The 20,614-nt window shown below is 41.4% G+C and carries 21 protein-coding genes; 7 read left to right on the top strand and 14 right to left on the bottom strand.

What is annotated here, in order from left to right:
* Positions 1 to 7: 7 nt before the first annotated feature.
* The 3 genes from JKM87_RS15760 to copZ form a co-directional block, all read right to left on the bottom strand.
* Complete coding sequence (locus tag JKM87_RS15760; RefSeq protein WP_202081333.1) at positions 8 to 1,591, bottom strand: spore germination protein; 1,584 nt, start codon at positions 1,589 to 1,591, stop codon at positions 8 to 10.
* Positions 1,592 to 1,730: 139 nt separating this feature from the next.
* Positions 1,731 to 1,943, bottom strand: coding sequence for a spore germination protein (locus JKM87_RS15765; protein ID WP_202081334.1), 213 nt, complete (start codon positions 1,941 to 1,943; stop codon positions 1,731 to 1,733).
* A 323-nt stretch (positions 1,944 to 2,266) separates the two neighbouring features.
* Complete coding sequence (copZ, locus tag JKM87_RS15770) at positions 2,267 to 2,479, bottom strand: copper chaperone CopZ (protein ID WP_202081335.1); 213 nt, start codon at positions 2,477 to 2,479, stop codon at positions 2,267 to 2,269.
* Between the two features lie 208 nt (positions 2,480 to 2,687).
* On the opposite strand from copZ, the gene JKM87_RS15775 reads away from it, so the two are divergent.
* From JKM87_RS15775 to JKM87_RS15785, 3 genes are all read left to right on the top strand, one after another.
* Complete coding sequence (locus tag JKM87_RS15775) at positions 2,688 to 2,867, top strand: hypothetical protein (protein WP_202081336.1); 180 nt, start codon at positions 2,688 to 2,690, stop codon at positions 2,865 to 2,867.
* A gap of 157 nt (positions 2,868 to 3,024) precedes the next feature.
* On the top strand, positions 3,025 to 4,041 hold the full coding sequence (namA, locus tag JKM87_RS15780; protein ID WP_202081337.1) for an NADPH dehydrogenase NamA: 1,017 nt from the start codon (positions 3,025 to 3,027) through the stop codon (positions 4,039 to 4,041).
* A 270-nt stretch (positions 4,042 to 4,311) separates the two neighbouring features.
* A complete protein-coding gene (locus tag JKM87_RS15785; protein WP_202081338.1) occupies positions 4,312 to 4,932 on the top strand; it encodes a redoxin domain-containing protein in 621 nt (206 codons plus the stop codon).
* Positions 4,933 to 5,009: 77 nt separating this feature from the next.
* Here JKM87_RS15785 and JKM87_RS15790 read toward each other — a convergent pair whose 3' ends face one another.
* Both JKM87_RS15790 and JKM87_RS15795 read right to left on the bottom strand, forming a co-directional pair.
* Positions 5,010 to 5,912 carry a GNAT family N-acetyltransferase gene (locus JKM87_RS15790; RefSeq protein WP_202081339.1) on the bottom strand — a complete coding sequence of 301 codons (903 nt, stop codon included), beginning with the start codon at positions 5,910 to 5,912 and terminating at the stop codon, positions 5,010 to 5,012.
* A gap of 6 nt (positions 5,913 to 5,918) precedes the next feature.
* Positions 5,919 to 6,644: an HAD family hydrolase gene (locus JKM87_RS15795; RefSeq protein WP_202081340.1), complete on the bottom strand. Its 726-nt coding sequence runs from the start codon at positions 6,642 to 6,644 to the stop codon at positions 5,919 to 5,921.
* Positions 6,645 to 6,879: 235 nt separating this feature from the next.
* Here JKM87_RS15795 and JKM87_RS15800 point away from each other — a divergent pair, with 235 nt between their 5' ends.
* From JKM87_RS15800 to yhfH, 3 genes are all read left to right on the top strand, one after another.
* Positions 6,880 to 7,455: a guanylate kinase gene (locus tag JKM87_RS15800; RefSeq protein ID WP_202081341.1), complete on the top strand. Its 576-nt coding sequence runs from the start codon at positions 6,880 to 6,882 to the stop codon at positions 7,453 to 7,455.
* A 252-nt stretch (positions 7,456 to 7,707) separates the two neighbouring features.
* The gene (locus JKM87_RS15805) at positions 7,708 to 8,985 is read left to right on the top strand and encodes a helix-turn-helix domain-containing protein (protein ID WP_272899224.1); all 1,278 of its coding nucleotides are present in this window, start codon (positions 7,708 to 7,710) and stop codon (positions 8,983 to 8,985) included.
* A gap of 84 nt (positions 8,986 to 9,069) precedes the next feature.
* Positions 9,070 to 9,234 (top strand): protein YhfH, encoded by a 165-nt coding sequence (yhfH, locus tag JKM87_RS15810; RefSeq protein ID WP_202081343.1) that lies wholly within the window; start codon positions 9,070 to 9,072, stop codon positions 9,232 to 9,234.
* Positions 9,235 to 9,354: 120 nt separating this feature from the next.
* On the opposite strand, the gene JKM87_RS15815 is transcribed toward yhfH, so the two are convergent.
* The 5 genes from JKM87_RS15815 to JKM87_RS15835 all read right to left on the bottom strand — a co-directional run bounded on the left by JKM87_RS15815 (position 9,355) and on the right by JKM87_RS15835 (position 14,367).
* The gene (locus tag JKM87_RS15815; RefSeq protein ID WP_202081344.1) at positions 9,355 to 10,512 is read right to left on the bottom strand and encodes an ABC transporter permease; all 1,158 of its coding nucleotides are present in this window, start codon (positions 10,510 to 10,512) and stop codon (positions 9,355 to 9,357) included.
* Positions 10,509 to 11,252 (bottom strand): ABC transporter ATP-binding protein, encoded by a 744-nt coding sequence (locus JKM87_RS15820; protein ID WP_202081345.1) that lies wholly within the window; start codon positions 11,250 to 11,252, stop codon positions 10,509 to 10,511. The genes JKM87_RS15815 and JKM87_RS15820 overlap by 4 nt, the downstream gene beginning before the upstream one ends.
* 127 nt (positions 11,253 to 11,379) lie before the next feature.
* A complete protein-coding gene (locus JKM87_RS15825) occupies positions 11,380 to 11,949 on the bottom strand; it encodes a glycerol-3-phosphate responsive antiterminator (RefSeq protein ID WP_202081346.1) in 570 nt (189 codons plus the stop codon).
* 40 nt (positions 11,950 to 11,989) lie between these two features.
* A complete protein-coding gene (gene glpK / locus JKM87_RS15830) occupies positions 11,990 to 13,489 on the bottom strand; it encodes a glycerol kinase GlpK (protein ID WP_202081347.1) in 1,500 nt (499 codons plus the stop codon).
* Positions 13,490 to 13,536: 47 nt separating this feature from the next.
* Positions 13,537 to 14,367, bottom strand: a complete 831-nt coding sequence (locus JKM87_RS15835) for an MIP family channel protein (RefSeq protein WP_202081348.1) — start codon at positions 14,365 to 14,367, stop codon at positions 13,537 to 13,539.
* 324 nt (positions 14,368 to 14,691) lie between these two features.
* On the opposite strand from JKM87_RS15835, the gene JKM87_RS15840 reads away from it, so the two are divergent.
* Positions 14,692 to 16,521, top strand: coding sequence for a copper amine oxidase N-terminal domain-containing protein (locus JKM87_RS15840; protein ID WP_202081349.1), 1,830 nt, complete (start codon positions 14,692 to 14,694; stop codon positions 16,519 to 16,521).
* Positions 16,522 to 16,639: 118 nt separating this feature from the next.
* On the opposite strand, the gene JKM87_RS15845 is transcribed toward JKM87_RS15840, so the two are convergent.
* The 4 genes from JKM87_RS15845 to JKM87_RS15860 form a co-directional block, all read right to left on the bottom strand.
* On the bottom strand, positions 16,640 to 17,353 hold the full coding sequence (locus JKM87_RS15845; RefSeq protein ID WP_202081350.1) for a glycerophosphodiester phosphodiesterase: 714 nt from the start codon (positions 17,351 to 17,353) through the stop codon (positions 16,640 to 16,642).
* 84 nt (positions 17,354 to 17,437) lie between these two features.
* Positions 17,438 to 18,772: an ABC transporter substrate-binding protein gene (locus JKM87_RS15850; RefSeq protein WP_202081351.1), complete on the bottom strand. Its 1,335-nt coding sequence runs from the start codon at positions 18,770 to 18,772 to the stop codon at positions 17,438 to 17,440.
* A 68-nt stretch (positions 18,773 to 18,840) separates the two neighbouring features.
* Positions 18,841 to 19,650 (bottom strand): carbohydrate ABC transporter permease, encoded by an 810-nt coding sequence (locus tag JKM87_RS15855; RefSeq protein WP_202081352.1) that lies wholly within the window; start codon positions 19,648 to 19,650, stop codon positions 18,841 to 18,843.
* Complete coding sequence (locus JKM87_RS15860; RefSeq protein ID WP_202081353.1) at positions 19,647 to 20,588, bottom strand: carbohydrate ABC transporter permease; 942 nt, start codon at positions 20,586 to 20,588, stop codon at positions 19,647 to 19,649. The genes JKM87_RS15855 and JKM87_RS15860 overlap by 4 nt, the downstream gene beginning before the upstream one ends.
* Positions 20,589 to 20,614 lie beyond the last annotated feature (26 nt).

The following is a 20,614-nucleotide window of genomic DNA, read 5'->3' on the forward strand; positions in this document are numbered from 1 at the left end:
ATATCACCTATTCATCTATATCTTTCTCTTTGGCTAACGACTGGGCATGTGTTCTCTTATCGCTATGATTACGTGTAAACACAGGACGTTTGTTGAAAAATTGCCATGGTAAACGTACGATACTATCCTTGAGGTCGGATATACGCAGAGGATAAACGGGTGCCAAGTAAGGTCTCCCTAAGCTCGTCTGACGTATCAGATGGAGAAGTAAAAAGGTGACCCCAAACATCATACCGATAAATCCCCATAGTCCAGCCATAATAATCATTGGAAATCGAATGACACGAATGGCTGTCCCCATCAAATAACTAGGAGCCGTAAAGGAAGCTAAAGCCCCCAATGCGACAATCATGATGAGAATGTTACTTGTAAAACCAGCCTGTACGGCTGCTTGCCCTATCACAATACCGCCGACGATCCCCATCGTTTGACCGACTTTAGCGGGTAGACGAGCCCCAGCTTCTCGTAATAGCTCAATAATAAATTCTAATAAAAGCGCTTCGAATAAAGGAGGAAATGGTACTCTAGACCTCGATTCGGCTAACGGCACTAACATGGCTTGTGGAATAACTTCATAATGATAGGTCACAGAGGCCACATACATCGGTGTGAACAAAACAGATAAGGCCATGGCGATCAAACGGACCATACGGATAAAGGTAGCCATGTTCCAACGAATATAACTATCCTCGTTTGTGGAAAAGAAATCTATAAACGTGTTCGGACATGTTACGACAAACGGACTGCCATCAACCAAGATAGCGACTTTACCTTCAAGTAAGGATGACCCAACAGTATCAGGACGTTCAGTCACACTAATTTGAGGAAATATCGTGGTTGAGTTATCCTCAATCAACTGTACAAGGATATTGGAGTCTATAATGCCATCAAAATCCAAATCCTTAATTCTTTGCCGAACGGTATGGACATTCTCAGGATCAGCAAGACCATGCACATACATGACTGTCACTTCTGTTTTTGAGACCTCACCCGCTTTTATGGATTCTGTCACTAAATCGGGATTACGTATGTAGTTACGTATCAATGAAATATTGGTGCTAAGATTTTCAGCAAAAGCGACTTGGGGTCCTAGGATGTGTGTCTCCACTTCTGGAGATGTGATATTCCTTGCAGGTACACTAGCAGCATCAAACATAAAACCTTCCTGCACCTTCTCTATGTAGATATAAACCCAGCCTCGCAGTATTTTATCTGCTACTTGTTCCTTTGTGCTCGTAAAATTTGAGTCTTCTAGAGGGAATTTTTCAATTAAATCTTCAAGATGATACCCAGCATCAAGCTTAATCAAACGTTTCAGTACATCTCTATCTATAATATTTTTGTCCACTAAATTCTCAAAAAAGATAACCAGAGCTTTAGAATTTTGAATACTCACTTCGCGTATGACGAGATCGTTACTATGATGGAAAAAAGATTTAAACGATTGCATGGCATGTTTAACACTTTTAAAGGTGAGTCTATCCTGTGGGTTACTTTTTTTGGATGTGGAAGTATTATTTTGTTCTTGGTACGGGTCAGTCTCTTGTTGTTTGTTGTTTTTCTTTAAAGTCTTATTAAATTTGAAGAACATGACAATCTCCCCTAGCAGGTGTTTTTTTTATTTTGTCCAAGTTCTGGTTATCTATGAGCTCTGATTAAACGCAACGTCAATCACAAAAAAGCCCAGGCCAAATGACTGCGACCTGAGCTCTCTTTGTTTTATTGTTTAACTAGTATTTTTTCATCACTTGATCCTTACCATCTGGGTCTACCGAAACGTTCCATTCCATGTTTTTAGCTAAATTATAGTCTCCTATAAGCGCCTGCCCGCCAATAGCCTTTTCATCAGCTTTTAAACCCTTGTGGATAGAGGGACCGAAGTTAATGGAACTATTTCCTGCTACCTCGTTCACTTTAAAAATACCGATCTTACCTAAAGCCATGACCTCACTCCTCTTTCCTGCCGTTGCACCCATGTCCTTTTTATTCTTACCATATTCTTAGTCTGAAGCCGTTATTCCATATGTTCAAAATGGCGGCCAAAGCAATATGACATGTATTCATACTATGCAACGCCTAGAATGGGTGTGTCGGGTGGGCCTCCAGTATAACAGTATTGATATGGGATATCACAAGCGAATGTGAACCTGGCCTTGGAGGAGGCAACCATTGGACCTGTATACCCTTACGGGGTATGTGTTTTTTGAAAAGAAGCGTGTCACCTTAAAAGGTCACACGATCCTTTATCACATATTGATTTGCAGTTCTATGCACTGACCACGTCAAAACCTTGTTCATCGATGGTTTCCTTAATTTTATCTAGATTGACAACTTTGCTATCATACTCTACATCGACTAGACCCTGATCTAGATTCACCTTAACGGATGAGACACCTTGAATTTCTCCTACACTACCTTCAACTGAAGATACACAGTGTCCACATGACATTCCCTCGACTTTCAATGTTTCTTTGACCATGACAAGTCCTCCTTAAACTTATAATATCACTTTGAAACAATGCTATGTCTTACCATAGAACGGACCCTTTCTTCTCCTTTTATGTTAGTATACCCCTCCTACGTATGTAAAGTCACGCCTCTTCCTTCCAACCTATTATCTAGTACGTATATTCTAGTACACGCTCGTCATACAATAGTATAACGCTAAAAATTGGAGGGTTTGGTGAATGACGGATCGGATTAAAACGAAGGATATACTCGCCTTTATCCAGCGGAAGATAAATGAAAGAACACTACGTCAGCGTCTTAAAACGAGCGCTAACAAAAAATCAGGACACGCCACAGATCACCAAAAACAAGCTCGTACTGACCCAGATCGTAAGAACCGTGATAAACAGCAGGTCTGATAAAGAAGGTTGACGTAAGATGTATGACCACTTCTTCTCTCTTATTGATCCTAAGCATTTTTCATGACGTATGGATCGACGCATGATAAAATCCTAATTGTTATTTAGATAATCGAAGCTTATATTCGATATATAATGAGACTTAGGAGGGTGTCATATGTCTATGTTATTCGAACCACACAAAATTAAAAATGTGACCTTAAAAAATCGTATCGTGATGTCCCCGATGTGTATGTATTCTTGTGAGGACGAAGACGGTAAAGTTACTCCATTCCATCACACACACTATATTTCCCGTGCGGTTGGGCAAGTGGGATTGATTATGCTTGAAGCGAGTGCTATCAGACCTGAAGGTAGAATTTCGGCAAAGGACCTAGGTATTTGGAGTGACGAACATGTGACGGGGCTTAAAGGGCTTGTCCAAGAGATTCACTCATACGGGTCAAAAGCGGCTATTCAACTTGCTCACGCCGGGCGTAAGGCAGAACTAGAAGGTTCTATCTTTGCACCAAGTGCTATTCCTTTTAATGATAAAAGTAAAGTTCCAGAGGAAATGACCGTTGAACAGATTGATGCTACAATTCAAGCGTTTGTTGACGGTGCACGTAGAGCTAAAGAGGCCGGCTTTGATATTATTGAAATACACGGCGCCCACGGTTATCTCATTAACGAATTTTTATCCCCTCTAACCAATCATAGAACTGATGAGTATGGCGGAGATCAGAATCGCCGCTATCGTTTTCTTGAACAAACGATTGATCGTGTAAAAGAAGTATGGGATGGTCCTATTTTTGTCAGAATCTCCTCTAGTGACTACCATCAGGAAGGGATGAGCATTGAAGATTATGTCGAGTACGCCCAGCGTATGAAAGCCCAAGGCGTCGATCTCATTGATTGTAGTTCAGGTGGGGTTGTTCCGGCCTCTATAGACGTTTATCCTGGTTATCAAGTCACTTTTGCTGAAAAAATTAAACGTCAGGCTGACATAGAAACAGGGGCAGTGGGTCTGATCACTCACGGTTTACAAGCGGAGGAGATCCTAAAGAATGAACGTGCTGACTTAATCTTTCTTGCCCGTGAATTACTAAGAGACCCTTACTGGCCACGGACTGCGGCCGCTCAATTAGGTGTAAGTATTGAAGGACCTCGTCAATACGACCGGGCTTGGAACTAAGTTATCTGTCATAGCTTATTTCATCCTTGCATGAGCTGTAGTTGAAGTCGAAGACACCTCAAACTGGGATGAGTACGATAAAAATATAAATGATCCAGCTAGAAACGCTCAGGGCCATCTGAGCGTTTTCTTTTTATTTTTTGGGGTTTCACGGTTTGTTCATATATAATTCTTCTTCCTTTGTGGTAGACTAAATAGTAATAATATAAAGAATAGCTTAACTGTAAAAGTTCTAAATCCTAGTTTAAAAGGAAGGAGTGTATGACGTAAGTGAAGTCCAAAGGTCTATTCCTATTGCTCCTCATTGCCGTGATGACGATTACCTTTTACACGTCACAGACCGATAATTCCCCCGCTACTGATGACAATGATTTTCCTGTTTCTGCTGGCACCCAACCGGGCGATCATCATGAGGCAGATGAAAATGAAACGTCAGAGGTCATGGGATCTCAAGAGGTCAAAGCTGAAGTTGGTTTTCAAGCCCCTTCCTTTTTCCTAGAACACCTACATACAGGGGAAGAATACAGTCTGGATTCAACAGATAAACCTGTTTTAATTAACTTCTGGGCTTCTTGGTGTGGTCCCTGTAAGCTTGAAGCACCTGACATGGTCAAGGTATATGAGGAATATGGGGAACACATCGACATCTACGCCATCAATTTAACGGATGTTGACGACATCCCACAAGTGGAAAGTTTCGTTGAAGAGTATGGTTTCACTTTTCCTGTTTTATTAGATGAAGAAGGAAAAGTTGCCGATCAGTATAACGTTATGGCCATTCCTACGACATTCGTAGTAAACAGTGAAGGCGAAGTAACGGCCAAACACCAAGGATATGCCACCATGGATGATCTTATTCATATCGTTTCAGAGGTTGTAGAGGAAAGTTAGATTACAGTCAAATATTGCTTTTTGAGATTTTGAATCCTTTACATTTAGCACGGAACCCCATCAACGCCAAACCCAAGTTATGGCGTTAGATGGGGTTCTGTTTTAAGGTATTGTCCATAAAGATGCCATGGTTCATCTACGGTGAACCACTCTTTTGGCATGAGGTCATAATGAGTCTGATTCACATCAATCCAAATCGTTTGATTGTATTTCTCAGCGTGATCCAACACGATAGACCATATATCCGGTTGCTCAAACAAGCGCTCACCAAAATATTTGAGGTGCAGGTAGTCTACTCCCTTAGTATCAGCATTGAAGAGGATACACTCTTCCCCACTAACCCAGGCTTCACATTGATCTAGATAAGCATCGCTGAACAACTCTTGATCATAAGGAAGCGGATAATAACATTGATATGGAAACATGCCCAAAGATGTTGCTTGTCCTTCTAACGACTGTAGTAAAGCACGCTTATCCTCCGGGCGTCTCAGACGTGTCCACGCCTTCTTGGGCTGTGCTTCATACTCGTTGCGACACCAGGCTTCTAACGCCTTTTTACCCTCTTCATGCAATTGACATGCATGGAAACGGGCCACATGACTCATGTTTAGATGTCGTGCTATGTGGTGAACAGCTAGGTTATTTTCTTGTGTCGCTAATCCTACCCACCGATAATCCTTATTTGTTTTTACTTCGTTGAAAGCCTTAGCCATTAAAAATTGTGCTAACCCTTGTTTACGGTAGGGAACAGCCACGCGTAACCGGCCTAGAACCACAAATTTCCCTTCAAAAACATGATAGCCTATTAAACCTACGAGTGTCTCCCCAATAAAAGCACCATAAAGGACGTCTTCCTTCACAATCCAAGGAAATACCATTTTTATGTAATCAGATTCCAAACCTGTGTCCATGTTTTCAATAGCGGTTTGGTCCTTTGCAGTTATTCTGCGTATCATATAGTGTTCTTCTATCTGCTCCAATGGTTGTCACCTCTTAAATCCGTGTCTTTTCATCCATTCTACTAAACTTTGATGTCCATCCACATAAGTGAGCACGTCGACATCATGGTTCTGCATATCGACTTCACTCCCTTTATAAGCGATGAAAGGAACTTCAGCCTCTTGTGCCGCTTTGCCATCAATCCACGCGTCCCCAACCATGACCCAGGAAGATACCTGAGGGTAGTGGTGTAGGACATAAAACACCCCTGAAGGTGACGGTTTTAATTTTTCCATTTGTTCGCGGCCAACTAATAGTTGAAAATAACGTCGTAATTTAGTACGCTCTAGGGCGTATTGTGCACTTTCCCACGCATTATTGGTTACGACCGTGAGTAGGACACCTTGTGAAGCTAAGTATTGTACACACTCCAAGGCACCTGGTTCTAACGCTGCAGAAGCCATACCCACTTTCTCATGTTGCTTCACTATCTCCCAAAGCGTGGCTTCTATATCTGTCTCAGGATAAGTTGTGAACCAGTCACGTGCATATTCTATGATTTGCGCGGGAGTCGATAACTGTTCCAGATCCTTTTTATGACCGATCTGTTCTTTATGTAAGGCGTAAATAAGATCTTCCCTCATCCCCTGAAAGTCAATGCTCGAATGTAGTAGCGTATTATCCATATCAAAGATAATACCTCTATTTGTATCGATCTCCTCAGACCATTCCTTCATATTTGGCGTACGCTGGTTTCTCTCTATACTTTCCATTCGTTCATCCGTCCTTTTTCATGCCATCCGTTAAGACGCTGATTTTTTACGCTAGCAAAACTAGTATTCTTTATTGTGTTTATTTTAAATTATAGAATAATTTGCATCATATTTCACTAATGACATCACGTAACCTTATCAGTTTGAGGCTTTTTTCTCTCTATTATTATCGTACCCGTCATGATATACTATTAAGAATAATATGAAAATGACAGCTAAGGAGGAGATGACTCATATGGAGGGTAGAGCACTATTATTCGTTGGGCCTGATGGGTCAGGAAGGTTTACACTTGCAGAGGCCATTGGTGTCACACTCGGCATTCCACGTGTCGTGTCGTTTACGACTCGTGAAAGACGACCAAAGGAAACTGAAGGAAATGAGTATCATTTTGTGTCTCAGAGTGAATTCAACGCTATGCGGGCGGACAACGAGTTTATTGAAGTTGTAGAGTCTGACGGGTACTTCTACGGTATTCGCAAAGAAGATTGTCAGAAGTTATTAGATGATCATGACAGCTTTTTCGCCATATTGAGTCCAGCTGGCTGTGAGATTTTTAAGCAAGAGTTTTCAAAGACGCTCACGATCTTTGTACATGCTGACAAGGACACCGTCATACAGAGACAAATTGAACGTGGAGATGACAAGGATACTGTTGACCGCCACCTAAAGCACTATGAAGAAATTATGGCATACCAACCTAAGTGCGATATCTCAATACCGAATTATGACTTGGCAAGCACAGCCCAGGAGCTTACCACTCGTATTGAAAACTTTCTTGGCATTACCCACCATCCAGATAGCAAATACTAATACATAACCCGCTTAGATCTTGCGAATATGTTGACATAATGAGTGCCAGAAACCCTAGCGATTTATGAGGTAATTGGCACTCTATTTTCTTTTGCCATTAACATATTAACATTTTCAGATATGACGTATATATTAAACTATCCTTTCTAGTGCTTCTGTCTCATTTTTCATGTTCACACAAGTTTCGTACTTTCCTCTCTTTATTTCCATTTATTAGTTGATTAAAATAAGGATAAACGTTGTTAAGGTGGGATGTTAGTGCATATTGGCAAAAGGATTTCTAAAATTCGTAAAATTAAAGGCATTCCCCAGGAAGACATATGCCATGGAGTTCTCTCTCGTTCTCACCTCAGTAATATAGAATCCGGTCGCTACGAACCAAACATGAATGTTTTACAAGCCGTTGCTAAAAGATTAAAACTGCCTGTCGATTACTTGGTCTGTTATCAAGAAACGGACAAAGGATTAGAGGAACTCTTAAAACTAGTGGATCAGCAGTTAGATGAGGATCTGGTTAAGGCGGAGCAATCTATTAAAAATATTCAGCATGACCACCCTTTTATTCCCTCCGTTAACCAAGAGGCACTTTATTATTTGCTCTTAAGTTGCTTTTATATAAAAACACAGTCCTTTAAAAGAGCCATTCACTGCTTTCAAAATGAATTTATACCCTTAATTAATGAGCATAGAATAGACTTAATGTCTACTATGATACAGGATCACTACTACCATGTCAGAGCGTTGATTGCCTTCCACTATAAAAGATATGAACAAAGTGAACAGTACCTGCTCAAACAGTTGAAAGTGTGCCAACGTTCTATTAGACAGGCTCATATCTATCTCCACATGGGTTACGCCTTATATTATGCTTCCAATATTCAAAAAGGGATAGACTATGCACAGCAAGCACAGGAACTGTTTCTTGCCGTTAACCGCATGGATAAAGTAACTGAGGTCACCACCCTTTTAGGGATGCTGTATAGGGAAAACGCGGCATTACAACAAGCAGAGAATGCCTTAGCAAAAGCTTTAGACTTAGCTAAACAGCATGGTGACTTAGTACAGCAAGGACACATCTATCATCATTTGGGCCTTACACATGAAGCCAACCAGCGCTGCCAAGACGCCCTACAACACTTGTTTCGGGCAGTTGAAGTGAAAAAGTATACGGAAGATAGCACCATTGATCAGACTTACAGTTGCATCCTAAACATATATATAAAACAACAAGAGTATCAAAATGCTGCCATATTATTAAAAGAAGTTAAACCAAGTGCTCAGAATACAGATGAAGCGTACCAGTTTAACATCATTGAAGCCAGACTACGTTTACGAGAAGGTCAGAGAGAGGCATATGAGGCACTGATGAAGTCAGCCATTAAATTTTTTGAAAAACAAGAGCAATATAAAAACATCCTGCCGTTGGCAGAAGAGCTAGGGGATTATTTTAAACGTTCACGAAAGTACAAACTAGCTTCAGACTATTATAAGCTGGCTCTCCAAGCGAATAAAAAAATAACTGTTATATAACCAAATAAATAATTGACATTATGTCATACAACAGAATATACTTTAATAAATATTAATATTCTGATTATTTAGGGAGTTGACGACATGTCGCCTTTTAACGACCATCCGTCTAAGGTTTGTACAGAGTGTCAACAGGAAATGCTAGAGATGTTTGACTGTTACAGTAACGTTTGTCCTGAATGTAGTCTCGAAGACCATGTCCTTGTCAACGCAGCTGGGGTTTGGACGTGGCAAAGATCTGCCCCATAGTACAAATGCATTGAAAAAACGCTTGGACAACCCAAGCGTTTTTCTTTTGCTATTATGCTTTTTCTCTTTCCTTAAAAGTCGTTCTCTTTTACAACCTGTTTTTAGGTTTTTCAACACGACCTACATAAAGTAGCGTAATCCACCAGCGATTAACATGACGATCAGCTGTGCAATGATCACGGTGTTACGTAGCCAGTCGTATGATTTTTGTTGCACTTGTAACGGTAAAGGTAGAATCGCGTCCCAAAAATGTCGGGTGTGATGTTCCCTAAGCGCTCTTAATTGTACAGTATTCATTAAAATGATAGCACCGATGGCTATCATCTGTGCCCACCAGTGCGGTAGCCAGAAGACAAAGAAAGCACCTAGTGCAGCTAAACGAACCGTCCGTCCAAAATAGTCTCCTGCACGGAGAAATGTATGGAGGTATAAGTAACGATAAGCGTTCTGTCTAGTCCGTTTCAACCCCTTAGTTAAAACGCTAATCCACGTCCTTTGTTTAACTTCTTGTGCTAAGTGAGGGACATCAACAAAGGCGTGAACGAAACTGTAAAAACGACTCTCGAGTCGTTCATTGACCTCTCGTATGTGATACCAATGATACGGATACGCATGGCGCACTTTGTTCTCTTGCAGGTAGAAAAAAATAAAGAGAGCACTAAAAAAGATAGCGCCTAACAAATAACCGATCATCCCACCTTCAACGAAAAACCAATAAATTAAGCCAATAGAGACAAGTCCTCTATATAAGCGCCAAACCTGCTGTGACCGACGATCAGGATGACGGTAGTATATCCATACGCCATGTAAGTTCCATCCCTTTAATAGGATAGGGATGACGAAATAAAACAGGTAAGATGACTGTGCCACCTTGGCATTGAACAATGGCGCGAATAGGATGAGTAGAGCAAACACGGTAATCGCTTGTACAACATAATTATAAGCAAATGCCCTAGAAAAATAGTCATCCATTTTATGTTCTAAAGGGGTAAGGAACACTAAATCCGCCTCTTTTATAAACGTGCGATGGTGTCCCATGCTACAAACACCACCGATCACGATCGCTAAAATTATATCAACGGGTACCGAGTCCGGAATCCATGCGATGAAATCCTCATAGTAGATGGCGGTTAATATTAATAACACTGTAACTGTAAACAGCAAACCACTATTTCCTATCAGACGCCAATAGCCTGAGGCCTCACGAAAGTGGCGGTCAAATCTTTTTTGGTATATGGCTTTAACATCTTGGTCCGTCTCATTTACATATGTGTTCAAACTGGGTCACCTACCGTTAATTGCACATATAAATCATCCAATGTCGCTTGAGGTTGACCACTTTGAGCCCTTAATTCCTCTAACGTTCCCTGAGCTTGTACCCGCCCCTCATGGATAATCACAAAGCGGTCACAGTAACGTTCTGCAGTGGACAAAATATGTGTAGACATCAAAATCCCTGAGCCGTCCTCTTTGCACTTCTCTAACCACTCCAGTAGTGAACGTATCCCTAGAGGATCTAAACCGAGTAATGGTTCATCAATAATGTATAATGGCGGTTCCACAAGAAAAGCCATCATAATCATCAGTTTTTGTTTCATTCCCTTAGAAAATTGAACTGGAAAACGATGCTGTTTATCTTCCATGCGAAATTCTTTTAAAAGATGACCGACTCGTTGTTCAAATACTTTCTGACTAAGGTTATAGGTCATGGCGACAAGCTCTAAATGTTCCCATAGTGTTAATTCTTCGTAATACACAGGGGACTCAGGAATGAAACCGTACTGGGATCGATATTGCTCCGGATTTTCTTTAAAGGTTTTCCCGTTAATTTTAATTTGACCTTTGACTGGTTGTAGTAACCCTAATATATGTTTAATAGTGGTACTTTTCCCTGCGCCATTAAGACCGATCAGCGCAACAATTTCTCCTGGATTGACATCAAATGTAACGTCATGTAATACAGGATTGGATGGCGAATAACCTCCTGTGACTTGTTCGATCTGTAATAAAGTTGACATACGATCCCCTACTTTCCAATGATTCTCTCTCTATTTTTCCTTATTTTAGTACAAAGTACAAGGGAGGATCAAAGATTTGTGACATGTTTTATAAATAGGGGTCGTATGTTCTAAAGATTCAATACGTTTATAATCCAATGCTCCATAAACTTGGATTGCCTACAGATACCGCTAACGCTCCCGCTTTTAAGGCCTCTTTCACTTCGTGTTCCTCCCGTATGAGTCCACCGGCGATGACTGGAGTCTGCGTCATTTCTGTCAGTTCATATATGACACGTGGCATCAGACCAGGCAATACTTCCACTGCATCGGGTTGACACTGGCGTATCATATCAATACCGCGGTTGAAAGCTGTCTGATCTAAAAGAAAAATACGTTGAATGGTCATGAGTCCCTGTTCCTTTGCTGTTTTAATGAGATGGTTTTTCGTCGTAATAATGCCATCTGGACGCCATTCTTTGGCCACATAAGTAATGGCTGATTTATCATTGGAGATCCCTTCGATAAAATCAAGATGTATAAAGACATACATGTTGGCCTGCTGTAGGGTTTGAACATAGTCTTTGATGCTCAGTAGGTCCCCTGTTAATAGAAAGGCTACATTGGCTTCACTCACCTTTGCTTTTTCTATCCTATCAGGGTCTTGGATTGCAGCGATGACCTGTGACTCAACCTTATCAACGATACGCTTCTGCATGTGTAACCAGCCCTTTCTAGATTACATTGATCACATATTTTTATTCGTCTAATTCCCACTCCATTGTACGCTTTACGGCTACTTGCCATTTATTATAGAGCTTCTCTCTCTTTTCCTCCTCTAAGGCAGGGGTGAATTGACGGTCTAGTTCAGTGCTCTCAAGTATTTGTTCTTTCGTCCAAAATCCAACCTGTAATCCTGCCAAACACGCGGCGCCGAATGCCGTGGTCTCCGTTAACATTGGTCTTTCAACAGGAACCCCGAGTATGTCGGCCTGAAACTGCATCATGAGATTATTAGCCACAGCGCCCCCATCCACTTTTAACGCTTTAAGTTTCAACCCTGCGTCGGCTTCCATGGCGCTCAACACATCCTTCGTTTGATAGGCTAATGAATCTAATGTCGCTCTCACAATATGTTCTTTTTTCGTTCCTCTCGTCAGACCAAAGATGGCCCCACGTGCATACATATCCCAATACGGTGCCCCTAGACCAGCGAATGCAGGTACGACGTATACACCGTCAGCATCCTTTACTTTTGAACCGTAGTATTCTGAATCTGGCGCTGAGTCAATTAACTTTAATCCATCTCTTAGCCATTGAACAGCAGCACCAGCAATAAAAATACTTCCTTCTAAGGCGTATTCTACTTTTCCGTCAATGCCCCAAGCAATTGTGGTTAACAGCCCAGAATGCGATTCAACTGGTGTCGTACCCGTATTCATCAGCATAAAGCATCCTGTACCGTAAGTGTTCTTAGCCATACCAGACTCAAAGCACTGCTGGCCAAATAAAGCGGACTGTTGGTCGCCCGCTACTCCCGCGATAGGGATTTCTGCTCCGCCAAACGTATGGGGGTCTGTCACGCCGAAATCGTCACTAGATGATTTGACTTCAGGCAAAAGTGTGCGTGGTATGGACAATGCCTGTAACAACGTATCGTCCCATTCCAGATCTCGAATATTATAAAGCATGGTTCGCGAGGCATTCGTATAATCAGTGACATGTTGTTTACCATTTGTAAGCTTCCAAATGAGCCATGTGTCTATCGTACCGAATAAGAGCTCACCTTTTTCTGCTTTTTCTCGTGCACCCTCTACATGATCAAGGATCCATTTCAACTTCGTACCGGAGAAATAAGCGTCGATGACTAATCCAGTTCTTTGGCGAATGTCTGTCTCCATCCCTTTGTCTTTGAGTTGGTCACAAATCTCTGCCGTTCTTCTATCTTGCCACACAATAGCGCGATGGATCGGCTTCCCTGTATTTTTATCCCACACGACGGTCGTTTCACGTTGATTCGTGATGCCGATAGCGGCCACCTCTTCAGGTTTGGCTCCCACTTTTTCTAAGACCTCTCTCGCTACACCGCTTTGGGCACCCCAGATTTCCATGGCGTCATGTTCTACCCATCCGCCCTGTGGATAGTATTGAGTAAATTCCTTTTGGGCCACGTCTACAATATCGCCCTTTTGATTAAATAATATTGCTCTTGAACTGGTCGTTCCTTGATCAAACGCCATAATATATTTTTTCTCCATGTCACTACCCCTCCGTTTTCTATAATTAAACGTTTTCAATACTGTCATTATGATGCCATATTACTATTTTCTTCTACTTGGTGTCCCGCTTTTCCTTTTGCTACGCCATAGTACATTAGGAAAAACGCAATCGTAACACTCAGCGTCGTTATGGTGATGAGCATCCCTTCCCCTATATACAAAGCGCGATATACCAGTGCACCAAGCACACCTCCTAAGATCGGTCCTACGACTGGTACCCATGCGTAACCCCAATTTGAAACGCCTTTTCCCCTAATGGGTAATAACCAATGAGCCAAGCGGGGACCTAGGTCACGAGCAGGGTTAATGGCATAACCGGTCGTGCCACCTAAGGAAACACCTATAGCTACAATCAACAGGCCGACAACGAGAGGATTTAAGCCTTGGGTAAAGTCATTGGTACCTATCGTTAATAAGCCAAATACGAGGATGAACGTACCGATCATCTCGCTTAGCACATTTGACGGCTTGTGCTTAATGGCAGGGCCTGTAGAAAATACAGCTAAAATCGCTTCCTGGTTTTTTGTCTTTTGCCAGTGCGGCAAGTATTGTAACCAGACGATGACGCTTCCTATAAAAGCACCGATGATCTGCGCGATGATATACGAGGGAACTTGTGACCACGGGAAGTCTCCAATGGTCGCCAGTCCGATCGTCACAGCAGGATTAATATGAGCACCACTTACATCCCCAACAGCGTAAACGGCCAAAGTGACAGCCAAGCCCCACCCGACAGCCACAACCATCCATCCTGCATTTTGTGCTTTTGAATGGGCTAAGCTTACACCCGCAACTACGCCTCCTCCAAAAATAATGAGTAACATCGTACCTACAATTTCGCCAACAAAAGCTGTCACACATTCTCCTCCTTTTCTAGCACTATTCAAAAATAAGCACCCTTTAACTGTATACGCTTACAAAATTAGGTATATCACTTCCTTTTTGGAGATAAAGAAAAAAAGGCCAAAAATATCACTAGCGATATGGCTAGTCGGGATATTTTTGGCCTTCTCCTATTCTCTGACCGATATTTATTTGTTTAAATATATCGAACACTGGCGTTCTTGTCAATTAAATAGTAAAAATTTAGCACCTACTCCCATATTTTCTATTTATCTATCGAATGTTAAAATGTATGATTGTATCTGTAGCTTAAAACACGTTATAAGGGAGGGGCACACATGCCGAAAACTAAAAATCTCATATCGATTGGACTTGTTTTTTTACTTATCGTATCATCAACCCTACTCACTTTTCCTCGTTTGACTGCAGCATCAGGTATTACGGTTAGTTTAAATGGGGAACCGCTCACATTTGACCAAGGTGTCATTATAAAGGATGGACGCGCACTCGTCCCTATGCGGAAAATTTTTGAAGCCTTAGATGCCACTGTTCATTATGACAGTGAAACAAAGGTGGTCATAGCAGAAAGAAATGATTTGCTTATTGAACTTCCTATTGGAAGTAAACACGTGAAAGTCAATGATCGTGATATTGAAATTGATGTAGCAAGTCAAGTGGTCAATGGTCGAACCCTCGTCCCCCTTCGTTTTATCTCAGAATCTTTGGGTGCTGATGTCCACTATGATAGCCAAGCTCGTCATATTTTTATTATGACAGTAGCCATTGAGCCTTCCTTTTTCTACATGGATACGTCCGCAAACATTTCGGAACATATTGATTATGAACAATTTGAAGCCCAATTCTCAAATACACATACTGATCAAGAGCTGGTGGGCATGTACTTAATAGAGGATTTAATCGGTCATAAAAATTACGTCGAAACACATCAAACCACTTCACTTGAATTAGATGGGGAGCTCTATGACTTTTACATGATTACATTCAGTGAACTTGATAACAATAAAGCAACTGGAGAGTTTGCTATAGAAGTTTATGACATTGATACAGGGGAAACTGTAGATGAGATTTATGGGCAAATGTCTGACATTGCATTTGATCAGAATCTCAAATTTACAATCCCTGAAGCCCTTGAGATCGCAGGGCAAGGTGGTGCAAACTCTGAACCTTCAGATGAACCGGCTGAGGAAGCAGAGCCTGAAAAGACATACTCAGATGAAGACTGGATCACATCTTATGATTCATTTATTACCGATGAAACATTTAGAGAAACCCTGCTCCATCCTACAGAACCTATTTTATACACATTGGATGATAACGGCTTAGTGGTCATAGACCTTACGGATCAATCTGTCGAACATGTAACACTTCCTCTACCTGCAGAAAGAATGGATCTATATGATGACAAACTCTATATTACTATGCTAACAGGAGAACATAGCCCTTACAGATGGGAAGAAGATCAGTCAGGTGAAATCGCCGTGGTGAACATAAACACACTTAACCTATCAAAAAGATTTGAAATTGATATTGATCCTTATGGGGTTGTTGCCGATGAAAATTATCTTTACGTTCAATCTGGTTCTGGACAATGGACCGATATACAAAGTTTAGATAAAGATACAGGCGCACTGATAGACTCGACAATGATTCGTGAGAGGAGTATTAACGTTATGCATCCTGACATGAACCGCATTTATACGATGACAACAGACTCTTCTCCTAAAGAATACAAATCCTACCACATAAAAGATGGGCAATTTACAGATGAAACAAGATGGCCGTACCATGGAGGTTACACCTTAGCAAACTATTATGATATCAGTTCAGACGGTAAATATATTTTTAATGGATCAGGTGGGGTCTTTCATGCCACTCAAAATAGTGACACTGATATGACACATGTAACGTCACTGTCTACTACTTTTACGAGTATCGCGTTTGGGCTAGAACAAAACAAGTTTTTCACAGCGAAAGATCAAACGGTAACAGTATATGACTATAGCACTTTCACAAAAGAAAACGAATTAACTCTAAATGGCGACATTCGTCACCTATTCTACCAAGATCAAACGTTGTATGTCGTCACCTACGAAACACCAAGTGGTAGCAATTTACCAAAATTTGTTGTTCATGAACTAGAACTATAGTAAATATCAGTCATTCATTACTTGTGCATTGTAAAAGGCGTATGAATACAATTCTATTCATACGCCTTTTTATTTGTTTCGGTGATCTAGTAGTGAGTGCTGTTTTGAGCACCCTGTCTTACCCCATAAACCGCGAAGGGATATTCGTAAATATACCGTCTACACCTAACGTTTCGAAGTGTTGATACGTTTTGCGATCATCAACGGTATAAGGATAAATTTTTAATCCAGCTTGATGACAGTCTTGGACAAAAGCTTGATCAATGAATGTGTATAGTGGGTGAATACTATACGCATCAAGATCACATCTTTGTATATATTCCCAAGGTGAAATAAGGTAATTCTTCAATAACACACCTTTCTTAAGACTCGGTTTGATATTTTGTACTGTTTTAAGAGCCTGATGGTCAAACGAGGAAATAATAATATTGTCTTCAAATCCATAGCGCTCTAGAAGGCTCACTAACTTTTGCTCAATGCCCTTATGAAAGTAGGGAATGTTTTTAATTTCTATATTTAATAAAACATCCTTGTCTATGAGCGCAAGAATCTCAGCTAATGTCGGAATCCTGGTCCCCTTATATTCTGACGAAAACCAGCTCCCAGCATCCCTTTGCTTCAATGCATTTAATGTTTGCTCTTTGATTAAGCCCGTACCGTCCGTTGTCCGATCAATATGGTCATCGTGACATACTACAATTTCTTGATCTATCGTTAAGTGAACGTCTAATTCAATGGCCTTGCACCCCTGCTGGAGCGCCAGTTGAAAAGCCGGTATCGTATTTTCGGGTGCTTCGAAGGAAGCCCCCCGATGTGCAAAAATAGTATCCATCAACGTCCGCCCTTTCGTTTACAGTTATGAAATGTTTCTTAGATTTTACGTGTCCTTTTCGATCTTAGCGTGTCCTTTTCGATCTTAGCGTGTCCTTTTCGCATCCTCTAAGGCACGGTCAATCATTTCAGCCGCTTCATTTAAGGCCTCTTCTGGACTCGCACCATCATATAACTTTTCAATAGCCGTCATGACATGTTCTCTCGCCTGTGGGAAGACGCTCATAAGCGCCCCTTGTGTAGCAGGCGTTAAGGTTGTATTTTGAAGTTGTTCGACAGCAGTGAGAAATTGGGGATAAGTGTCATAGACCTCTTGCAATGTAGCTTCCTCGTGCGCTGCTTTAGTAATTGGAAAATAACCTGTCTCACCAGCCCAATACGCTTGAGTTTCTGGCTCAACGAGGTATTTAATAAATTCCCAAGCGGCTAACTGCTCCTCCTCAGACTTCCCTTCCATCATCCATAATGATGCGCCTCCAATAATGACACCATGCCTGTCTTGCCCATCCATGACTGGTAAGTATGCGGTGCCAACTTCAAAGTCTGAATCATTGACGTTACTCGCAGTGCCTGCGGTTGAGTCTAAATACATAGCCAATTTCTCAGCCTTAAAAGCGGCTCTAATATCATCCCAGTCTCGACCGTATATACCTAAAGTCCCTTCCTTATTCATTTCATCTAACCATGTAAAAACGTTCAGTCCAGGCTGTTCGTTAATTAATGTTCTGGTCGGTTCGCCCGATCGACCATTATCTTGATCGACATAGTAAGCCCCCTGATTGGCCAGTAACTGTTCAAAAAACCAGCCATGGATTAAGAGACCAAAGCCATGAACATCAACATGAGTTTCTGCCCCTTGTGTTAATCTCTGAGCTACTTCTTGTACTTCACTGAACGTACTCGGGGGATCTTCGGGATCAAGGCCAGCTTCTCTAAACATATCCTTATTATATAACATGATCGCGTTAGACGTATTAAAGGGCATGGAATAGAGCTGACCATCAATCTGGTAATAACCTAGTATATTCTCTTCGAGGTTGGATATGTCAAATTGATCTTGATCAATAAATGTCTGCATGGGAACGATATAACCGCTTTCAGCCATATATTTTGTACCCACCTCAAATACCTGCATCAGCGTTGGTGCTTCTGGGGTTCCCCCGACTTGTCTGAGCTTATTAAGAGATTCCTCATACGTCCCTTGATATTCAGGTTGTACATAAAACTCATCTTGACTCGCATTAAAATCATCTGCTATCTTTTGCAGGGTTTCCCCTAGATTCCCTCCCATCGCATGCCAAAAGGTCACAATAAGTCTTCCATCATCCGTATACTGTGCTTCTCCACTTGTGGTACTACTACATGCTGTAAAGCCTAGAATGAGACAAACGCCAAACATGAAAAGTAACGTCTTTTTCATTATTACACCCCTTATATTGAATCGTTTTGTTAGATTTACATACCACCACTGGCTTTTCACACCAACACTTAGCCTTTCAGTGCTCCCGACATCAAGCCACGTTTCAAGTAGTTCAAACCGAAGAATAGGAGCAACAATGTTGGCAATAAAATAATGACCACGCCCGCCATCACCATGTTCCAGGATGTTGAGGCTTCCTGAGCGATCATCATCTTGATCCCAATCTGGACAGTCCGTACATTTTCATTACTCGTAGCCAATAACGGCCATAGGTACATATTCCACGTCGTTAAAAAGCCGTAGATGCCAAGTGCAATTAAGACTGGTCGAGACAAAGGAATGACAAAAGAGGCAAAGAAACGAAAACGTGAACACCCGTCCATTTGGGCTGATTCATGTAGCTCTCTAGGAATCGTGAGGAAGTGCTGTCGAAGTAGAAAAATACCAAACGCAATGGCAAAGAAAGGCACCGTCAACCCCTGATACGTATTAAGCCACCCGAGGTTTAAGACCGTGATATAGTTTGGAATCATCGTGGCTTCCCAAGGGACTAGCATTGTCGACAGAATAAGAAAGAAGAAAAAATGCCGGCCTTTGAACGGTATAAAAACCAGTGCATACGCTGCTAAACTGCACAGGATCAGTTGCCCGACCATCACACTAAAAGATACGATAAAACTATTCATAAGAAATTTAAGTAAAGGGACACTCGTAAAAGCTTGCACATAATTTTCAAAGGATATGTTCTTGGGTATGTAGTCCCCACTATGTAATGCAGCCGAACTAAGGAAACTTGCTAGGATAGCAAAAAGCACTGGGAAAAACAAAAGGAATGCTGAAATGATCAACAGCACGTAGAATAAAAGCGTTCTCATCATTGATAATGCACCTTCTTTTCTCCAACCTTAAATTGCATAATGGTGAAGAAGAGCACGAGGATAAATAGAATGATCGCTTGCGCACTCGCATAACCAAATCTTGAATGTATGAAGGCATCCTTATATATGGCATAGACGATCAGATTAGTGGCTTCAGCTGGTCCCCCACCCGTTAGGATATCGATCTGGCCGAACGTTTGGAAGGCATTAATAAGGGTAACCACGATCACAAAGAATAACGTTGGAGATAACATGGGGATTGTAATTTTAAACAATTGGGACCAATACCCTGCCCCGTCTATCCGTGCGCTCTCATACAGCTCTTCGGAAATATTCTGTAGTCCACCCAGTAAAATAATGAAGTTAAATCCAACATTCATCCACACGGTTGTTAAAGCAACAGAAAAAAGGGCCCATGTAGAGGATGTTAACCAAGGGATACTAGAGAGCCCAAGCATTTGTAGCCCATAATTAATGACACCGATGCTAGGATGAAATAGAAATAACCAGATGGTCGCTCCAGCAGCCACGGAAACGCCTAATGTTGAAGAAAAAATAACGCGGAAGAACGCCATACCCTTTAATTTCTCATTTGCAATAACGGCTAAGTATAAAGCTAGTAATATACCTGTTGGCACAGTATATAGTACAAATAAAAAGGTAGCTTTCATCGATTGTAGGAATTGTGAGGACGTCAGTAGCCGAGCATAATGTTCAAATCCTACAAATGATAACGTCATCCCTCTAGGGTTCGTGATAAAAAAACTGTAATAGAGCGTTTTGATCATCGGATAGAACAGAAAGACACCTAATATGAGTAAAGCGGGTGATAAATACAGGATCCCTTCCATAAACAATCGCCGTTGTTTTTGTCTCTTTCTAAGGGCACTTATCCCCAGGTCATCCTTTCCTCCTGTTATACTTGGTTGTGGCCTCATATCTCCTCCCCTCCTCTCAGGTTAAA

Origin of the sequence: Caldalkalibacillus salinus (assembly GCF_016745835.1) — a bacterium.
GTDB lineage: Bacteria > Bacillota > Bacilli > Caldalkalibacillales > JCM-10596 > Caldalkalibacillus_A > Caldalkalibacillus_A salinus.